The sequence below is a fragment of the Streptomyces hebeiensis genome, from assembly GCF_052983195.1.
Map to the genome: position 1 here is coordinate 2,895,846 of NZ_CM129812.1, position 17,903 is coordinate 2,913,748.

The window sequence follows — 17,903 nt, forward strand, 5'->3', positions numbered from 1 at the left end:
GTGGAGCGGGGGGAACCGCGCCCCGTCCGTGCCGACAAGTACCGGGCGACGCGTCCGTGCGTGGTGGGGGGCATCACAGAGCATGGCCCCCTGCTGGGCACCCCGCGCAGAAGGGACCGCTGACGGCGATGCAGATCCGGCTGACCGTCCTCGCGCCGCGCAGCGGCCATGCCGGCACGCGCGCGTGCGACGTGCTCGTCACCGCCCCCGCCGGGACGGCGCTCGCCGCTGTCGCCTCCGGCCTCGCCACGGCCGCCGCCGGGCCCGACGCCTCGGGCGGGGTGGTGCTGTACTCGGGCCGTGAGCGGCTCGACGCCCAGCGCTGCGCCCTCGGCGAGCCCCCGCTGATCGACGGCGCGGTGCTCTCCCTCCAGGTGGCCGGGGAGGACGACGTGCCCGTCGACGACGTGCCGGCCCAGCTCCATGTGGTCGCGGGCCCGGACGCGGGCGGGGTGCACCTGCTGCACGGCGGGCGGGTCAGGATCGGCCGGTCCGCCGACGCCGACGTGCCGCTGGACGATCCGGACGTGTCACGGCTGCACTGCGCGGTGACGGTCGGCGACGACGGCCGCGTCTCCGTGGCGGACCTCGGCTCCACGAACGGGACGACGCTGGAGGGTGCCCGCGTCGGTGAGCGGCCGGTCCGGCTCGCCCCCGGCGCGCTGCTGCGGCTCGGGGAGTCCGCGCTGCGCCTGACGACCGGTGGCCGGCGGCCCGCGCTCCCCACCACGCCGGACGGCGAGGGCCATCTGCGCGTCGCGCGCCCCGGCCCGGACGGCTCCGCCGGCCCGGACGGCACGGGGCAGGCCGCGTACGGGACCACGGCCGGAGCCACCGGCCCCGGCGACCCCGTAGCGCCCGGGACGGGCCCCGCCCCGGGCGACGAGGCCGGGCCTTTCGGGCCGGCCGGCCCGACGGGCGCGACGGGTCGTACGGACGCCCCGGGACGCTCAGGATCCCCGTCCCCAGGGCATGGCCCCGATCACGGCCACGGCCCCCGGCAGGACCACGGGCAGGACGGCTACGGGTACGGGCAGGACTCCGCCGACATGGCACAGGCCTCCCGGACCGCCCGCGGCGGCGCCGGTCCCCGGGCGGCCGGCCCGCCGTACGGGGGCCCCGGCACCGACACCCCTACGGTGAGAGTGCGGCACTCGGGCGCGGGCGGCTCCGGCACGACCCGGAATCAGGGCCAGAGCCAGAGCCAGGGCCAGGGCGAGGGCCGCACGCTCCAGGCCTACGGCCCCCGGCCCTCCAGCCCGATCCCCGGCCGGTCGCCAGGACCGCAGTACGGCGGCCCGCGCTACGGCAGCCCGCCGGGTGCCCCGCGCGTGCCCGACCCGCGCGGCTCCGACACGCACGTGGGCCGTGCGGACGGCGCGGACGGCACCCGGTGGCAGGCGGACGGCGCGCCGGGGGCCGACGGTCCCCGCGCCCACAGCCGCACGGCCGACGCGCCCGCCCCAGGTCTGCCCGACCCCCGCGCGTCCGACCCGCACGCGTCCGACCCGCAGGCGTCCCGTACGCCGGGCTCCCACGTGCCCGGACAGCCCACGGCCGACGACGGCGCTCCCCACTCCCGTACGCCGGACTCCCGCACGTCCGACGCCCGTACGCCCTCCGGCCCGTCCTCCGGCTCCCGTACCGACGTCCGTACACCCGACGCCCGTACGCCCGGATCACGGCGGCAGGGCACGCCCGCCCGTGGCACCGAAGTCCCCGCCGCCGTCGCCGCGGAAGCCTCCGGGCGGCGCAGGAGCGGCGGCATAGGTGCCTGGGCCCGGCGGCTGGCCGGCGGGCGCGACGGGGAGACGGCACGGTCCGTCCCCGGTCCCCGCGGCGCCGACGGTGCCACCGGCACCGCCCACCGCGCGGACACCTGGCCCGACCCGGCGGAGGTGCTGCTCACCGCCCTCGGCCCCGGCACCCGCCTGTGGGAGCGCGACAGCCACCACCCCGAGGCGCTCGTCGCCCGGCTGGGCACGGCCGACCGCCCCGTCGGCGGCGGCCCGGAGGGAAAGGGCCCACTGCCCGCCGTGCCGGTCACCGTCGGTTTCCGGGAGGCCGGTTCGCTCGGTCTGGCGGGGCCCAGGGAACGGCTCACGGGGCTCGCCCGGTGGACCGTGGCCCAGCTCGCCGCGCTGCACTCGCCCGCCGACCTGGAGATCGTGCTGATCGGCGCGGACCGGACGCGCGCCGTGGAGGCCAGGTGCCAGGACTGGGGCTGGCTGGGCTGGCTGCCGCACGTACGGCCCGCCCACGGCCAGGACTGCCGGCTGCTGCTCGCCTACGACCGGGACCAGGCCGCCGCCAGGACCGCCGAGCTGACGCGCCGCCTCGACACCGGTCCGCTCGGCCCGGGCTGGGCGTCCGCCGGGCCCGAGGAGATCGCCGAGGCCGCCGCCCGCCACGACGGGCCGCGCACGCTGGTGATCGTGGACGGCGACCCCGGCACGGCCGCGCTGCGCGAGGCGACGGCGCGGCTGGCCGCGGCCGGGTCCGCCGCCGGGATCCATCTCCTCTGCCTCGCCGAGACCCCGGCGGCCTCGCCGTCCTCGCCGGTCGCGGCGACCTACGAGGAGGCCTGCGCGGCCTCGCTGCCCTTCCGTGAGTGCGGGGCCGTGGCGCTGCTGAGCGGCGACGTGGCCACGGCGCTGCGGCTGTTGCGCACGGCGGTGGGCCGGCCCGCGGGCCATGGCACGGTCGCGGTCGTGGACGCGGTGTCCCCGGCCTGGGCGGACCGTTTCGGACGGGCGCTGGCGCCGCTGCGCGCGTCCGTCGCCGGCGGCCGGGGCAGACCCGCCGCCGCGCTGCCCCGGACGGCCCGGCTGCTCGACGAGCTGGGCCTGGCGCGGGCGACTCCCGCTTCGCTGATGGCCCGCTGGGCGTCCGCGGCCGACGGCGCCGGCGACTGCACGGCCGTCCTCGGTGCCGGGCCGCACGGCCCGGTGGGGGTCGACCTGACGGAGGAGGGCCCGCATCTGCTGATCGAGGGCCCGAGGGGCAGCGGCCGTACGGAACTGCTGCGGTCCGTCGCCGCCTCCCTGGCCGCCGCCGCCCGGCCGGACCGGCTGGCGCTGCTGCTGGTCGACGGTGCCGGGGGCGAACGCGGCGAGGGCCTGGCCGCCGCCACCGAACTGCCGCATGTGACGGACCACCTCGTGGCCTCCGACCCGGTCAGGATGCGCGCCTTCGCCCAGGCCCTGGGGGCCGAGCTGAAGCGGCGCGCCGAGCTGCTGGGGCGACTGGACTTCGCCGAGTGGCACACCCGGCGGGAGGCGGCGGAGCGAATGTCCGGCCGGCGTCCGCCGAGCGTCACGAGCGCCGAGGGACAGCGGCCTCCCCGGCGGACCGAACCGTACACACCCGAGCCGCGTGCGGCCGAGCAGCGTACGACCGAGCAGCGTACGACCGAGCAGCGTGCGGCCGCTTCGCGTACAGCCGAGTCGTTCTCGCCGGAGTCGCGCACCGCCGATCCGCGTACCGCCGATCCGCGCACATTCGATCCGCGCCCGGCCGAATCACGTACAGCCGGTCCGCGCACAGCCGAATCCCGCGCAGCCGATCCGTACATCGCCGAGTCCCGTACGAACGCCACCGCCGCCATGGACCGGCCGCGCGCCGGCCACGCGCCCGACCCGCGGTCCGGCTTCGCCCCCCGCTCCGACCTCGACTCCCGGACCCGGGGCACGCTCCGGCTGCGGACCACACCGGCCCGGGCGGACCGGACCGGTTCCGGTGTCCCGCAGCCCGGTGCGTCACGGGAGAGCGCGGGCCAGGCCCGTACGGACCGGACCGGCCGCGCGGACCAGGGCCGGGGCCGCTCCGAGCAGCGTCCCGAGCCGTACCCCCCGTCCGGTCCCGAGTACCGCCCCGAAGGGCGCGCCGAGGGATCCGGGCGGCCGGCGCCCTCCGTCGAGCCCTCTTTCGAGCCCTCCGCCGAACCCGCCACCGGGCCCGCGGCCCTGCCCCGGCTCGTCGTGCTCGTCGACGACCTCGACGCCCTGGTCGCACCCGCGCTCGGCAGCCCCGGCCGGCCCGCGGCCGGTTCCGTCGTCCGGGCGCTGGAGGCCGTGGCCCGCGACGGCGAGCGGCTCGGTGTGCACCTGGTGGCGACCTCGGCCCGCCCGGACCGTACGGTCGACACGGAACTGGCCCAGAGCGCGCGACTGCGGATCGTGCTGGACATACCCCCGGTCGCGCCCGCGCCGGACGAACCGGCCCCGGGCCGGGGCCGGCTGGGCCATCCCGACGGCCGGGTCACCCCCTTCCAGGGCGGCCGGGTCACCGGCCGCATCCCGCGTACGGCGACGCTGCGGCCCACGGTCGTGGTGCTGGAGTGGGAGCGGATGGGCGACCCGCCGGCCCGCCGGCCGGTCAGGGAGCTCGGCAACGGCCCGACGGATCTCGCCCTGCTCGCCAGCGCGCTGGAACGGGCGGCGCGTTCGGTCGAGGCCGTCCCAGCCGCCCCACTGACCTCGGTCCACCTTTGAGAGGTCCCTGGTCCCGCCGATAACACCCCCGGTCAGGACGTATGTCCCCGGGCCACATCACGAGCCCATCACGATCAACGAGTTGTGGCCCGGAGCGGTATTGCGGCCCCCGGCCCCCCGGCGTAGGACTGTGCCACGGGACGGGAGCAGCGCCGCTACGTCGACGGCCGCGCGGCCGGTCCCGCATGCGTAGATCCGTACGCACACGGGAGAGAACGGGACAGTGATGCGCACAACTCGCGGAGCAGACGCACCTTGTGGTGCCGGCGGAACCGCCGCGCCTGACATACGCACGCACGGCGCACCTCGCGGGTCCGGCCGGTCCGGCCGGTCCGGCACCCGACGGGCCGCCGTGGCCCTCGCCGCCACCGCCGCCCTCGCGCTCTCCGGCTGCGGCGGCGGCTCGGACGACGACAAGGGGGCGAAGGCCTCGGGCGACGGCGCCGAGAAGCCCGCGGTCACGGTCCAGCTGCCCAAGCTGACGGGCGAGACCGTGCAGGTCGCGGCCGTCTGGACCGGTCCGGAACAGGCCAACTTCACCAAGGTCCTCGACGAGTTCGAGAAGCGCACGGGCGCGAAGGTCACCTTCGTCCCCGCCCAGGACCCGATCGTCAACTTCCTCGGTACGAAGATCGCCGGGGGCAGCCCGCCCGATGTGGCGATGCTGCCGCAGGTGGGCGCGATCCAGCAGGCCGTGGCGAAGAAGTGGGCCAAGCCCGCGGGCGCCGAGGCCAAGGCCCAGCTCGCCAAGAACTACAGCAAGGGCTGGCAGGACCTGGGCGCGGTCGACGGCACGCAGTACGGCGTGTACTTCAAGGCCGCCAACAAGTCCCTGGTCTGGTACAACACCGCCGCGTTCGACAACGCGGGCGCGTCGGTTCCGAAGACCTGGCAGGAGTTTCTGTCGACCGCCGAGACGATCTCCGCCTCGGGCGTCACCCCCGTCTCGGTCGGCGGCGCGGACGGCTGGACCCTCACCGACTGGTTCGAGAACATCTACCTCTCCCAGGCGGGTCCGGAGAAGTACGACCAGCTCGCCCGGCACGAGATCAAGTGGACCGACCCCTCCGTGAAGGAGGCGCTCACCACGCTCGGCCAGCTCTTCGGCAAGCCCAACCTGATCGCGGGCGGCGCGGACGGCGCGCTCCAGACGGAGTTCCCCGCGTCCGTCACCCAGACGTTCACCGGCGGCGACCAGCCGAAGGGGGCGATGGTCTTCGAAGGGGACTTCGTCGGCGTCAACATCGCGGAGACCGACGCGAAGATAGGTGAGGACGCGAAGGTCTTCCCCTTCCCGGCGGTGGGCGGCGACTCGCCGGTCGTGACGGGCGGCGACGCGGCCGTGGCGCTGAAGGACACCAAGGGCGCGCAGGCGCTGCTGACGTTCCTGGCCTCCACGGACGCGGCTCACATCTGGGCCGAGGCGGGCGGCTTCGTCTCGCCGAACAAGTCCCTGGACACCGCCGCGTACCCGAACGACGTCCAGCGCGACATCGCCGAGGCGCTGATCGCCGCGGGCGACGACTTCCGCTTCGACATGTCGGACCAGATGCCGCAGTCGTTCGGCGGCACGCCCGGCAAGGGTGAGTGGAAGGCGCTCCAGGACTTCCTGAAGAACCCGAAGGACGTGGCGGGCGCCCAGCGGCAGCTGGAGTCGGCCGCGGCCAAGGCGTACCAGAGCTGACGGCGATGAAATCGACGGCCACGGGGGGCGCCGCCGCGCCGGTGCCCCCCGCCTCCGCCTCCGCCCCCGCTCCGGACCGGGACACGCCCCCGAACGCGCGCAAGAGCGTGACGGGTACGCGGAAACTGATCGCCGCCGGCTTCCTGCTGCCCGCCCTGGTGCTGCTGGGCGCGCTCGTGGTCTACCCGATCGGGTACTCGGTCTACCGGTCCTTCTTCGACAAGTCGGGGGACTCCTTCGCCGGACTCGGCAACTACGTCGAGATCTTCACCGACGACACCATCCTCACGGCGGTGCGGAACAACGCGATCTGGGTCGTGGTGGCGCCCACCGTCGCCACCGCGCTCGGCCTGATCTTCGCCGTCCTCACCGAACGGGTCCGCTGGGGCACGGCGTTCAAGCTGATCGTCTTCATGCCCATGGCGATCTCGATGCTCGCCGCGGGCATCATCTTCCGGCTGGTGTACGAGCAGGACCCGAACCGGGGCGTCGCCAACGCGGTCTGGGTGGGCGTGCACGACACGTTCAACGAGTCGGCCGGCTTCCCCAAGGCCCGTCCCCTGCCGGTGCATCCGCTGAAACCGGGCGGCGGCGGCTCGTTCGTCACCAAGGAGCCCGTACGCGCGGGCGCACCGGCCCAGTTGCCGCTGGTGGGCGTCGCTCCGGCGAAGATGCCGTCGGACGCGCGGCCGGCCGCCGCGGCGAAGCCCGCCGACGGCGAGGTCACCGGCACGGCCTGGCTGGACTTCACCCGGGGCGGCGGCGGCAGACCCAATGTCGTCGACCCCGAGGAACTGGGCCTCAAGGGCATCAAGGTGGAGGCCGTCAAGGACGGCAAGGTGGTGGCCTCGGCGACCGCGGCGGCCGACGGAACGTTCAGCCTGCCGGCGGCGGCCGACGGGGCACAGCTGCGGCTGCCTGCGACGAACTTCCGGGAGCCGTACAACGGCGTGGACTGGCTCGGCCCGACGTTCGTCACCCCCGCCATCATCGGCAGTTACGTGTGGATGTGGGCCGGCTTCGCGATGGTGCTGATCGCGGCCGGTCTGGCGGGTGTGCCGCGCGAGCTCATGGAAGCCGCCCGGGTGGACGGTGCCAACGAGTGGCAGGTCTTCCGCCGGGTGACCGTTCCCCTGCTGGCGCCGGTGCTCGCGGTCGTGATGGTCACGCTGATGATCAATGTGCTCAAGATCTTCGACCTGGTCTTCATCATCGCGCCGGGCTCCTCCCAGGACGACGCGAACGTGCTGGCGCTCCAGCTCTACCGCTCGTCGTTCGGCACGGACGCGGACCTGGGGGTCGGCAGCGCGATCGCCGTCCTGCTGCTCCTGCTGGTGATCCCGGTGATGTTGTTCAACGTGCGGCGCATGCGAAGGGAGACCCGCCGATGAGCACGGACGTGTACGACGGTGGGGTCCCGGCGGGATCCGGGAAGGGCGGCGCGGACGCCTCGACGGGCGGCGCGTCCTCGAAGGGAACGGCGTCCGCGCCGGGGACCGGGCCGGGAGCCGGGCCGGGGACCGGACCGGGGTCCCGGCCGTCCCTCGGCAGCCGGCTCGTGGCGAGCGCGAGCGGCGGGGCGCTGCGGATCTTCCTGATCCTCGTCGCGCTGTTCTGGCTGATGCCGACGATCGGCCTGCTGCTGTCCTCGCTGCGCGACTCCTCCGACATCGCGGCGAGCGGCTGGTGGGAGATCTTCACCGCGCCCGCCCAGCTCACCACGGAGAACTACGCGCGGCTCCTGGACAACGAGGTCATCACCGGCTCCCTGCTCTCCTCGGTCACGATCACCGTCCCGGCGACGGTCCTGGTCGTGGTGATCGGCTCGCTCGCCGGTTACGCCTTCGCCTGGATGGACTTCCCCGGCCGCGACTGGTGGTTCCTGGTGGTGGTGGGGCTGCTGGTGGTGCCCGTGCAGGTGGCGCTGGTGCCGGTGTCGAAGCTGTTCGGTGCCATCGGCATCTTCGAGACGACCTTCGGCGTGGTCCTCTTCCATGTCGCCTTCGGCCTGCCCTTCGCGATCTTCCTGCTGCGGAACTTCTTCGCGGAGATCCCGAGGGAGCTGCTGGAGGCGGCCCGGCTCGACGGCGCGGGCGAGATACGGCTGTTCACGCGGGTGGTGCTGCCGCTCGGCGGACCCGCGATCGCCTCGCTGGGGATCTTCCAGTTCCTGTGGGTCTGGAACGACATGCTGGTCGCGCTGATCTTCGCGGACTCCAAGAGCCCGCCGATCACCGTGGCGCTCCAGCAGCAGGTACGGCAGTTCGGCAACAACATCGACGTCATGGCGCCGGGCGCCTTTGTGTCGATGGTGATTCCCCTGGTCGTGTTCTTCGCGTTCCAGCGGCAGTTCGTGACGGGAGTGATGGCGGGAGCCGTCAAGTAGCGCCGCGCCACGGACGCGCCAAGGGGGCCGGCCCACGGGACTGATGTCCACGGGGCCGGCCCTTCCTCCGTGCTCAGTCGCGCGTGAGCGCCGCGACCGCCGAGGCCGCCAGATCGTCCAGGTACCCCTGGGGCAGGCCGGACCGCACCACCACCAGCCGCCAGTAGAGCGGACCGATCACCAGGTCCAGCGCCCGGTCCGCGTCCGTGCCCGCGGGCAGTTCTCCCCGCTCGACCGCCTCGCGGACGATCACCGCGGCGATGCCACGCTGCCCGTCCAGCAGCGCCGCCCTGATCGCCTCGGAGATCTCCGGCTGCCGGGCCGCCTCCACCAGCAGGTCCGGGATGACCCGCGAGGCCACCGGGTGACGCAGCGCGTGCGCGGCCACCTCGAGCAGGGCGCGCACATCGCCGTACAGCGAACCGGTGGCGGGGGCGGGCAGCCCCTGCGCGGCGAAGGCGGAGACCAGGTCGAGTACGAGCGCCAGCTTGGACTTCCAGCGCCGGTAGACGGCGGTCTTGCCGACCCCGGCCCGGCGCGCGATGCCCTCGATGGACATCCGGGCGAAGCCGACCGCGGCCAGTTCCTCGAAGACGGCGGCCCGGATGGCGTCGGTCACGTCCTCCCGGAGAACGGCCGCCCCGGCAGGGGTACGGCGCGGGGTGCGCGAACCCGGCGTACGGGAGCCGCCCGGCGTGCGGGAAGCGCCCGGCGTGCGCGAGCGTGACGCCTCGTTCGTACGGGCCCCCGGCGCGCCTCCTGCTCCGGCTCCCGTCCCGGGCGCGGCCGGCGCGGCTGTCTCGCGGTCGGTGCCGCGCACGTTGTCACGCGAGTCGTCACGCGCGTTCTCGCCGTCGGTGCTCATCGCCCCGAGCATAGCGGACGTCCACGTGACGACGAGACGGTTGCGTTGCGACGCTCTCCGTCCTACCTTTGGCGTTGCGACGATACGGATCCGTCCCGTCGTCGAGCCGCTCCCGCCCTCTCCGCGAAAGCGATCCGCCGTGAGCCAGACAGCCGCACCGTCCCCACCATCCTCAGCGCCCCCACCGGCTTCCAAGGCACCGGAGACCGTCACCGGACCCGCCGTCACCGGGGTCACGGTCACCGGGCCCGCCGTCATCCGGCCCGCCGCCACCGAGGACCTGAGCGCCCTCGCCGCCCGGCACGGACTCACCGTGAGCGGCGCCCGTCCCTCGGTGCCCGCCTATGTCCGCCGGCTCTGGTCGCGGCGTCACTTCATCACCGCGTTCGCCACCGCCCGGCTGACCGCCCAGTACAGCCAGGCGAAGCTGGGCCAGGTCTGGCAGCTGATGACCCCGCTGCTGAACGCGACGGTCTACTACTTCATCTTCGGCCTGCTCCTGGACACAAAGAACGGCGTGCCGGACTTCGTGCCGTTCCTGGTCACGGGTGTCTTCATCTGGACGTACACCTCCAACTCGGTCACCGCGGGCACCCGCGCGATCTCCGGCAACCTCGGCCTCGTCCGGGCGCTGCACTTCCCGCGCGCCGCACTGCCCATCGCCCTGGCCCTGCAACAGCTCCAGCAGCTGCTGTTCTCGATGGGCGCGCTGGTGGTGATCCTGTTCTGCTTCGGCGTCCATCCGGAGTTCAGCTGGCTGCTCGCCCTGCCCGCCCTGGCCCTCCAGTCGCTGTTCAACACCGGGCTGTCGATGGTCTTCGCCCGGCTGGCCGCGAAGACCCCGGACATCTCCCAGCTGATGCCGTTCGTCCTGCGTACCTGGATGTACGTGTCGGGCGTCATGTGGAGCCTCGACAAGCTCGCGGGCAGCGACCGGCTGCCGCACGCGGTGGTCACGGCCCTCCAGTACAACCCGGCCGCCGTCTACATCGACCTGATGCGCTTCGCGCTCATCGACAGCTTCACCGGCGCCCAACTCCCGCCGCACGTCTGGGCGGTCGCGCTCGGCTGGGCGGTGCTCGCCGGGGTCGGCGGGTTCCTGTTCTTCTGGGAGGCGGAGGAGGAGTACGGACGTGGCTGAGCACAGGACGGACAGCACCGGACGCGGGACGGACACGACTGGGCGCGGTACGGACACGGCCGAACGCACGGGCACGGCCGATCCCGTCCCCACCGTCGTCGTCGACGGTGTCCACATCACCTACACCGTCCATGGCTCCCGGGGCGGCAAGGGCAGCGCCACCTCCGCGCTCAGCCGGCTCGTCTCGCGGCGGCGCGCCGTCCCCGGGGCGCGCCGGGTGCGCGCCGTACGCGGCGTGAGCTTCGCCGCGTACAAGGGCGAGGCGATCGGACTGATCGGCTCCAACGGCTCCGGCAAGTCGACTCTTCTCAAGGCGATCGCGGGGCTCCTGCCCCCGACGGAGGGCCAGGTCTTCACCCGGGGCCAGCCGTCGCTCCTCGGTGTCAACGCCGCGTTGATGAACGACCTGACCGGCGAGCGCAACGTCATCCTGGGCGGACTGGCGATGGGCATGACGCGGGAGCAGGTCCGCGACCGCTACGCGGAGATCGTCGACTTCTCCGGCATCAACGAGAAGGGGGACTTCATCACGCTGCCGATGCGGACGTACTCCTCCGGTATGGCCGCCCGGCTGCGCTTCTCGATCGCGGCGGCCAAGAGCCATGACGTCCTGCTGATCGACGAGGCGCTGTCCACCGGTGACGCGAGGTTCCAGCGCCGCAGCAAGGAACGGATCGCCGCGCTGCGCGAGGAGGCCGGCACCGTCTTCCTCGTCAGCCACAGCAACAAGTCGATCCTCGAAACCTGTGACCGGGCGCTGTGGCTGGAGTCGGGCACGCTGCGGATGGACGGCCCGGCGCGGGAGGTCGTCGCCGCGTACGAGCGCTCCACGGGCGGCAGGAAGAAGTAGCGCCACGGCACCGGCCGCGCGAGGGCGGCCCGAAGGGAGAGGGAGGGGCGCCCGGCTCACCGTACGAGCCGGGCGCCCCTCCCTCATCCCCCGCCGGTCAGCGGTGCGTGCGCAGCAGCGTCCGCATCGTGCGCATCGCCACCGACAGGTTCGCCAGGTCGAACGAGTCCGAGCCCTGGATCTCCTCCAGCGTGGCCCGCGAACGGCCCAGGATCGCCGCGTTCTTCCGCTCCCACGCCGCGAACCGCTCCTCCGGCGTCGCGTTCCCGTCGCCCACGGTCAGGACGTCCGAGGTCAGCCCGGCGTGCGCCGCGTACAGGTCCTCCCGGATCGAGGCCCGGGCCATCGACTGCCAGCGGTCGGCGCGCGGCAGCTCGATGATCCGGTCCATCAGCTTGCTGATCCTCAGCCGGTCACCGAGGTCGTAGTACACCTCGGCGACGGACAGCGGGTCCGCCCCCGTACGGTCCGCGATGGCGACGATGTCCAGCGCCGGGAAGACGGACGAGAACCCGGCCACCCGCGTGGCGAGCTCCTCCGGGACGCCCGCCTCCGTCAGCTCCGCCCGGATCCGCTCGTACCACTCGAGCTCGGGGCCGCGCAGCAGCGTGGGCAGCTTGTCCCAGACCCGCTCCACGCCCTCCGAGAAGAACTCGATGGTCTCCGCGATCTGCAGCGGCTGCGGCCTGTTGCCGAGGAGCCAGCGCGTGCCGCGCTCGACCAGCCGGCGCGAGTGCAGCCTGATCCTGGTCTGGACGTCGGCCGGGACCCGGTTGTCCAGCGCCTCCACCGCGTCCCAGACGGCACCCAGACCGAAGATCTCCCGGCCCACGGTCTGCGCCCGGACGATCTCCTCGACCGATGCGCCGGTCTCCTCGCGCAGCCGGTGCAGGAAGGTCGTACCGCCCGTGTTCACCGTGTCGTTGACCAGGACCGTCGTCACGATCTCGCGGCGCAGCGCGTGCTGGTCGATCCGCTCGGGGTACTGCTCGCGCAGCTCCTCGGGGAAGTACGCGTCCAGCAGCTTGCGCAGGTAGGGGTCGTCGGGGAGGTCCGTGCGGATCAGCTCGTCCGCCACCGTGATCTTGGTGTACGCGAACAGGACGGCCAGCTCGGGCTGCGAGAGGCCCTTCCCCGCGTTCAGCAGCTCGCGGATCTGCCGGTCGGTCGGCAGGAACTCCAGTTCCCGGTCCAGGTGGCCGTCCCGCTCCAGCCTGCGCATGAAGCGCTGGTGCGCGTGGAGGAGCGAGGGCGCCTGGGAGGCGGCGTTGGCGAGCGCGGTGTTCTGCGCGTAGTTGTTGCGCAGGACCAGCCGGCCGACCTCGTCGGTCATCCGGGCGAGCAGCTTGTTGCGCTGCTTGACCGTCAGATCGCCCTCCGTGACCAGGCCGTTGAGCAGGATCTTGATGTTCACCTCGTGGTCGGAGGTGTCCACGCCGGCGCTGTTGTCGATGGCGTCGGTGTTCACCTTGCCGCCGGAGCCGCCGGCCCCGCGCCGGGCGAACTCGATCCGGCCGAGCTGGGTCAGCCCCAGGTTGCCGCCCTCGCCGACGACCTTGGCGCGCAGGTCCTCGCCGTTGACGCGGATCGCGTCGTTGGCCTTGTCGCCGACGTCGGCGTGCGTCTCCGTGGACGCCTTGACGTACGTACCGATCCCGCCGTTCCACAGCAGGTCCACCGGCGCCTGGAGGATGGCCTTCATCAGCTCCGCCGGCGTCAGCTTGGTGACACCCGCCGGAATGCCGAGCGCCTGGCGCACCTGCGCGTTGACCGGGATGGACTTGGCCGTACGGGGGTGGATGCCGCCGCCCTGCGAGAGCAGCGAGGTGTTGTAGTCGGCCCAGGAGGAACGCGGCAGCGCGAACATGCGGCGCCGCTCGGCGTACGAGGTGGCCGCGTCCGGGCGCGGGTCGAGGAAGATGTGCCGGTGGTCGAAGGCCGCGACCAGCCGGATGTGCTCGGAGAGCAGCATGCCGTTGCCGAACACGTCACCGGACATGTCGCCCACGCCGACGACCGTGAAGTCCTGGGTCTGGGTGTCGTGCCCCAGCTCCCTGAAGTGCCGCTTGACGGACTCCCAGGCGCCCCGGGCCGTGATGCCCATGCCCTTGTGGTCGTAGCCGGCGCTGCCGCCGGAGGCGAAGGCGTCGCCCAGCCAGAAGCCGTAACCGACCGCGACCTCGTTGGCGATGTCGGAGAAGCTCGCGGTGCCCTTGTCGGCCGCGACGACCAGGTACGTGTCGTCCTCGTCGTGCCGCACCACGTCGGCCGGCGGCACGACCTCGCCCCCGACCATGTTGTCGGTGATGTCGAGCAGCGCCGAGATGAACATCTTGTACGCGGCGATGCCCTCGGCGAGCCAGGCGTCCCGGTCGGCGGCCGGGTCGGGCAGCTGCTTGGCGACGAAGCCGCCCTTGGCGCCGACCGGCACGATCACGGTGTTCTTCACCATCTGTGCCTTGACCAGGCCGAGGATCTCCGTGCGGAAGTCCTCCCGCCGGTCCGACCAGCGCAGGCCGCCGCGGGCGACCTTGCCGAAGCGCAGGTGGACACCCTCCACCCGCGGGGAGTACACCCAGATCTCGTACGCGGGCCGGGGCGCGGGCAGATCGGGGATGGCCTGCGGGTCGAACTTCATCGACACGTAGCCGTGGTGCTCGCCGCTGCCCGCCCGCTGGAAGAAGTTGGTGCGCAGGGTGGCCTTGATGAGGGTGAGGAACGACCGCAGGATCCGGTCCTCGTCCAGGCTCGCGACCTGGTCCAGGGCCCCGTCCAGCTCCTCCAGCATGGCCTCGGTCAGCTCCGTGCCGGCGCGCTGCCGGCCCGGCGACATCCTGGCCTCGAACAGCGAGACCAGCAGTCGCGTGGTGTGGACGTTGTTACGGAGGGTGTCCTCCATGTAGTCCTGGCTGAACGTCGAGCCGGACTGGCGCAGGTACTTGGCGTACGCGCGCAGCACCATCGCCTGGCGCCAGGTCAGCCCGGCGCGCAGAACGAGGGAGTTGAAGCCGTCGTTCTCCGCGGCCCCGGTCCAGACGGCGGCGAACGCGTCCTGGAAGCGCTCGCGGTCGTCGTCCGTCAGGTAGTCGCCCGCGGACGACCCGCTGCCAGGGGGCATCCGCAGCCCGAAGTCGTAGATCCAGGCGTGCGTACGGTCCGAGCAGCGCAGTTCGTACGGGCGCTCGTCGACGACCTCGACGCCGAGGCGCTGGAGCACGGGCAGCACGGCGGACAGCGAGACCTGCTCGCCCGTGCGGTAGATCTTGAAGCGGCGCACGCCGGGACCGGCGTCGACCGGCTCGTACAGGGAGAGCGAGAAGTCCTCGCCCTCCTCGTTGAGCTTCTCCAGGTGGGCGAGGTCGGCGACCGCCGCGCGCGGGGAGTGGTCCGCCTTGTACCCCTCGGGGAAGGCGTTGCCGTAGCGGCGCAGCAGTTCGGCGGCCCGCTCCTCACCGCATTCGGCGTTCAGCGCCTCACCGAAGGCGTCGGCCCAGGAGCGCGCGGCCGCCACCAGCCGGGCCTCGATGCGGTCCGCGTCGGCGTCCGTGAGCGTGGCCAGTTCGGTGCCGCGCGGCACCCGGATCACGAAGTGGAGCCGGGAGAGAATCGATTCCGTGTTCCAGGCGGTGAAGTCGACGCTCGTGCCGCCGAGTTCCTCCTTGAGGATGTCGACCAGCCGCAGCCGGACCGCGGTCGTGTAGCGGTCGCGCGGCAGGTAGACGAGGGCGGAGTAGTAGCGCCCGTACTCGTCCTGGCGCAGGTAGAGCCGCAGCCTGCGGCGCTCCTGGAGGTAGAGCACGCTGGTGGCGATCGAGCGGAGCCGGTCGACGGGCGTCTGGAACAGCTCGTCGCGCGGGTAGGTCTCCAGGATCTGGAGCAGGTCGCGGCCGTCGTGGCTGTTGGGCGAGAAGCCCGCGCCCTCCAGCACCTCGGCGACCTTGCGCCGGATGACCGGCACCCGGCGGACGGACTCGGTGTACGCGGCCGAGGAGAACAGCCCGAGGAACCGCCGTTCCCCGACGACGTTGCCCTTCTCGTCGAACTTCTTCACCCCGACGTAGTCGAGGTAGCTGGGCCGGTGGACGGTGGCACGGCTGTTGGCCTTGGTGAGGATGAGGAGCTTGTGCTCCCGGGCCTTGGCGCGGGCGTCGGCGGGCAGCCGGCTGAACGACGGGCTGACCGGGTGGTCCTCGTCCTCGTCGTGCTTGGGGTCGGAGCGCAGGATGCCGAGGCCGGTACCGGGCACGGCGGCCAGCACATCGCCGTCCGTCAGCTCGTACTCGCGGTAACCGAGGAAGGTGAAGTGGTCCGCCGCAAGCCAGCGCAGCAGTTCGCGGGCCTCGTAGACCTCCTGCTCGCGCAGGTCGTCGGCGATCGGCTCGGCGGGCAGCTCGTCGGCGATGCGCAGAGCCGCCCCGCGCATCTTCTCCCAGTCCTCGACGGTCTCGCGGACGTCGGACAGGACACGCAGCAGGTCGGAGGTCATCTGTTGGAGATCGCCGCGGTCGCTCTCGCGGTCGATCTCGACATGGATCCAGGACTCGGTGAGCGCGTCGTGCGGACGCGGCGCGGCCCCGTCCGCGCCGTTCCCCTTGCCGCTGTCGGCCTTGGCCCTCTTGCCGCCCTTGCCGGCCTTGCTGCCTTTGCCGGCCCCGTCGGCCTCATCGGCCTCACCCGTGCGCACGGCCTCGCCGGCGCGCCGGGCCTCGCCGCCGCCGGGAAGCACCTCGATCAGCTTGCCCGTGACGTCACGGCGCACGACGACCTGCGGGTGGATCACGACATGGATGCCCCGGCCCTGGCGGGAGAGCTCGTTGGTGACGGAGTCCACGAGGAACGGCATGTCGTCGGTGACGACCTCGACCACCGTGTGGCTGCACGTCCAGCCGTTCTCCTCGACGGTCGGGGTGTGCACCCGGACGTTCGCCGTGCCCTGCGGGCGGTGCGCCGCCAGCCGGTGATGGGACTGCGCCGCGCCGAAGACGTCCACGGGGTCACGGCCGACCAGGTCCTCGGGGGCGGTGTGCAGGTAGTAGCGCTGGAGGTACGCCAGAAGGGTGTCGGTGTCCTGACCGGGTGCGCCGCCCATGTGGCCGGAACCGGCGGGCCCGGCCGTGGCGGCCCGGTCCGTCCGAGAGACTCCCCCTGGTCCCCCGGTTCCCCCCACAGGGCTGTTCTCAGCGACCCGGGCCGCCTGTTCGAGCAGCTCGGCCTTGGCTTCGTCCAGCTTGGTCTGCATGTCCTCTGGCTCCTGTCGCGCGCCATTGCGTGACGTAGGTGAAGGAAGCGACACAACGCCACGACGCGGGGTCTCCGCTCGGATTCGACGTTAGGCCGCGATGAGCGATTCCCGGGGTCTTATTGGCCAATTTTGACAGCCTGCCCAGGTCATGGCCCCGTATTTCCGGCCGTCGGGGCCCCGGAATGCCGGACCGGTCGACGAGGGCCGAAGAGACGGGTCCACGGGGATCAGCGATCGCCCGGCGGCGGTGGCGCGCCGGGCGCAGGCCGGGGGCTCCGCTGCCCCCACGGCGTATCGCGCTGATCACGGGGCCAGGCTATCTCTCCGGGCCGGGGGCCCGACATGAGCCGTACGGGTGCGGGAACCCGGCCGTTCCGTTGGGCGCGCTGGCCAGTAACCCCGTGCGACACGCGTCCGACACACGCGCGGGTGTGACCAACCTCTCGCAGATGGGCAGGGTCGGGACGAGACTGGTCGGCAGGAGGACGGACCGCCCGCCCGAGACGCTTCATGTGCCGACATGTCCCGCCACACATCTACTCACCTGCTCACCGCACTCTTCACCGGGAGCCGTCATGGCAGCCAAGGTCCTGATCGTCACCGGCGACGCCGCCGAATCCCTCGAAGTCCTCTACCCCTACCAGCGGCTGCGCGAGGAGGGGTACGAGGTCCATGTCGCGGCCCCGTCCCGCAAGAAGCTCCGGTTCGTGGTCCACGACTTCGAGCCGGGCTTCGACACGTACACCGAGAAGCCGGGCTACACCCTCCCCGCCGACCTGGCCTTCGCGGAGGTCGAACCGGCGCAGTACGCGGCCGTCGTCATCCCGGGCGGCCGCGCCCCCGAATACCTCCGGGCCGACCCGGAGCTCCGCAAGATCCTCAAGTCCTTCTTCGACGCCGACAAACCGGTCGCCCAGATCTGCCACGGTCCGCTCCTGACCGCCGCGGTCGGCGAACTGGCCGGCCGCCGCGTCACGGCCTACCCGGCCCTGGAGATCGACATGCAGTCGGCCGGCGCCACCTACCAGGACGCCGAAGCGGTGGTCGACGGCACTCTGGTCTCCTCCCGCGCCTGGCCGGACCACCCCGCGTGGATGCGCGAGTTCCTGAAGGTCCTCCGGCAGAAGGCCCCGCTGCCCCAGCCCTGATTCCTGAGCGGCGGGATTCCCGAGCGGCGGGGCCGTCTGCGCCGGCCCCGCACCTCAGGGGTCCTTTCACCATGCCCGTCCGGGGCGCACGCTC

At 73.0% G+C, this 17,903-nt stretch carries 9 protein-coding genes; 7 read left to right on the plus strand and 2 right to left on the minus strand.

Annotation, left to right across the window (positions count from 1 at the left end; translation table 11 throughout):
• Positions 1-128 precede the first annotated feature (128 nt).
• The 4 genes from ACU6P3_RS12560 (at position 129) to ACU6P3_RS12575 (ending at position 8,563) form a co-directional block, all read left to right on the plus strand.
• A complete protein-coding gene (locus tag ACU6P3_RS12560) occupies positions 129-4,493 on the plus strand; it encodes an FHA domain-containing protein (RefSeq protein WP_447197207.1) in 4,365 nt (1,454 codons plus the stop codon).
• A gap of 226 nt (positions 4,494-4,719) precedes the next feature.
• Positions 4,720-6,177 carry an ABC transporter substrate-binding protein gene (locus ACU6P3_RS12565; protein ID WP_447197208.1) on the plus strand — a complete coding sequence of 486 codons (1,458 nt, stop codon included), beginning with the start codon at positions 4,720-4,722 and terminating at the stop codon, positions 6,175-6,177.
• Between the two features lie 5 nt (positions 6,178-6,182).
• Positions 6,183-7,568 (plus strand): carbohydrate ABC transporter permease, encoded by a 1,386-nt coding sequence (locus ACU6P3_RS12570; RefSeq protein ID WP_447197209.1) that lies wholly within the window; start codon positions 6,183-6,185, stop codon positions 7,566-7,568.
• On the plus strand, positions 7,565-8,563 hold the full coding sequence (locus ACU6P3_RS12575) for a carbohydrate ABC transporter permease (protein WP_447197210.1): 999 nt from the start codon (positions 7,565-7,567) through the stop codon (positions 8,561-8,563). The genes ACU6P3_RS12570 and ACU6P3_RS12575 overlap by 4 nt, the downstream gene beginning before the upstream one ends.
• 73 nt (positions 8,564-8,636) lie before the next feature.
• Here the strand turns inward: ACU6P3_RS12575 and ACU6P3_RS12580 are convergent, their stop codons facing one another.
• Positions 8,637-9,383: a TetR/AcrR family transcriptional regulator gene (locus ACU6P3_RS12580; protein WP_447197864.1), complete on the minus strand. Its 747-nt coding sequence runs from the start codon at positions 9,381-9,383 to the stop codon at positions 8,637-8,639.
• Between the two features lie 301 nt (positions 9,384-9,684).
• On the opposite strand from ACU6P3_RS12580, the gene ACU6P3_RS12585 reads away from it, so the two are divergent.
• Entirely contained in the window at positions 9,685-10,569 is an 885-nt protein-coding gene (locus ACU6P3_RS12585) for an ABC transporter permease (protein ID WP_447197865.1), read from the plus strand.
• A 115-nt stretch (positions 10,570-10,684) separates the two neighbouring features.
• Complete coding sequence (locus ACU6P3_RS12590) at positions 10,685-11,419, plus strand: ABC transporter ATP-binding protein (RefSeq protein WP_447197866.1); 735 nt, start codon at positions 10,685-10,687, stop codon at positions 11,417-11,419.
• A 97-nt stretch (positions 11,420-11,516) separates the two neighbouring features.
• On the opposite strand, the gene ACU6P3_RS12595 is transcribed toward ACU6P3_RS12590, so the two are convergent.
• On the minus strand, positions 11,517-16,658 hold the full coding sequence (locus ACU6P3_RS12595) for an NAD-glutamate dehydrogenase (RefSeq protein WP_447197211.1): 5,142 nt from the start codon (positions 16,656-16,658) through the stop codon (positions 11,517-11,519).
• 578 nt (positions 16,659-17,236) lie between these two features.
• Between ACU6P3_RS12595 and ACU6P3_RS12600 the strand changes: the two genes are divergently transcribed.
• The gene (locus tag ACU6P3_RS12600; protein WP_447197212.1) at positions 17,237-17,809 is read left to right on the plus strand and encodes a DJ-1/PfpI family protein; all 573 of its coding nucleotides are present in this window, start codon (positions 17,237-17,239) and stop codon (positions 17,807-17,809) included.
• The last annotated feature ends 94 nt before the right edge of the window (positions 17,810-17,903 follow it).

What these genes read in the sequence shown, in the direction of transcription:
- ACU6P3_RS12560 (WP_447197207.1), top strand. Translation starts at nt 129, where the DNA reads ATGCAGATCCGGCTGACCGTCCTCGCGCCGCGCAGCGGCCATGCCGGC.
- ACU6P3_RS12565 (WP_447197208.1), top strand. Translation starts at nt 4,720, where the DNA reads ATGCGCACAACTCGCGGAGCAGACGCACCTTGTGGTGCCGGCGGAACC.
- ACU6P3_RS12570 (WP_447197209.1), top strand. Translation starts at nt 6,183, where the DNA reads ATGAAATCGACGGCCACGGGGGGCGCCGCCGCGCCGGTGCCCCCCGCC.
- ACU6P3_RS12575 (WP_447197210.1), top strand. Translation starts at nt 7,565, where the DNA reads ATGAGCACGGACGTGTACGACGGTGGGGTCCCGGCGGGATCCGGGAAG.
- ACU6P3_RS12595 (WP_447197211.1), bottom strand. Translation starts at nt 16,658, where the DNA reads ATGCAGACCAAGCTGGACGAAGCCAAGGCCGAGCTGCTCGAACAGGCG.
- ACU6P3_RS12600 (WP_447197212.1), top strand. Translation starts at nt 17,237, where the DNA reads ATGGCAGCCAAGGTCCTGATCGTCACCGGCGACGCCGCCGAATCCCTC.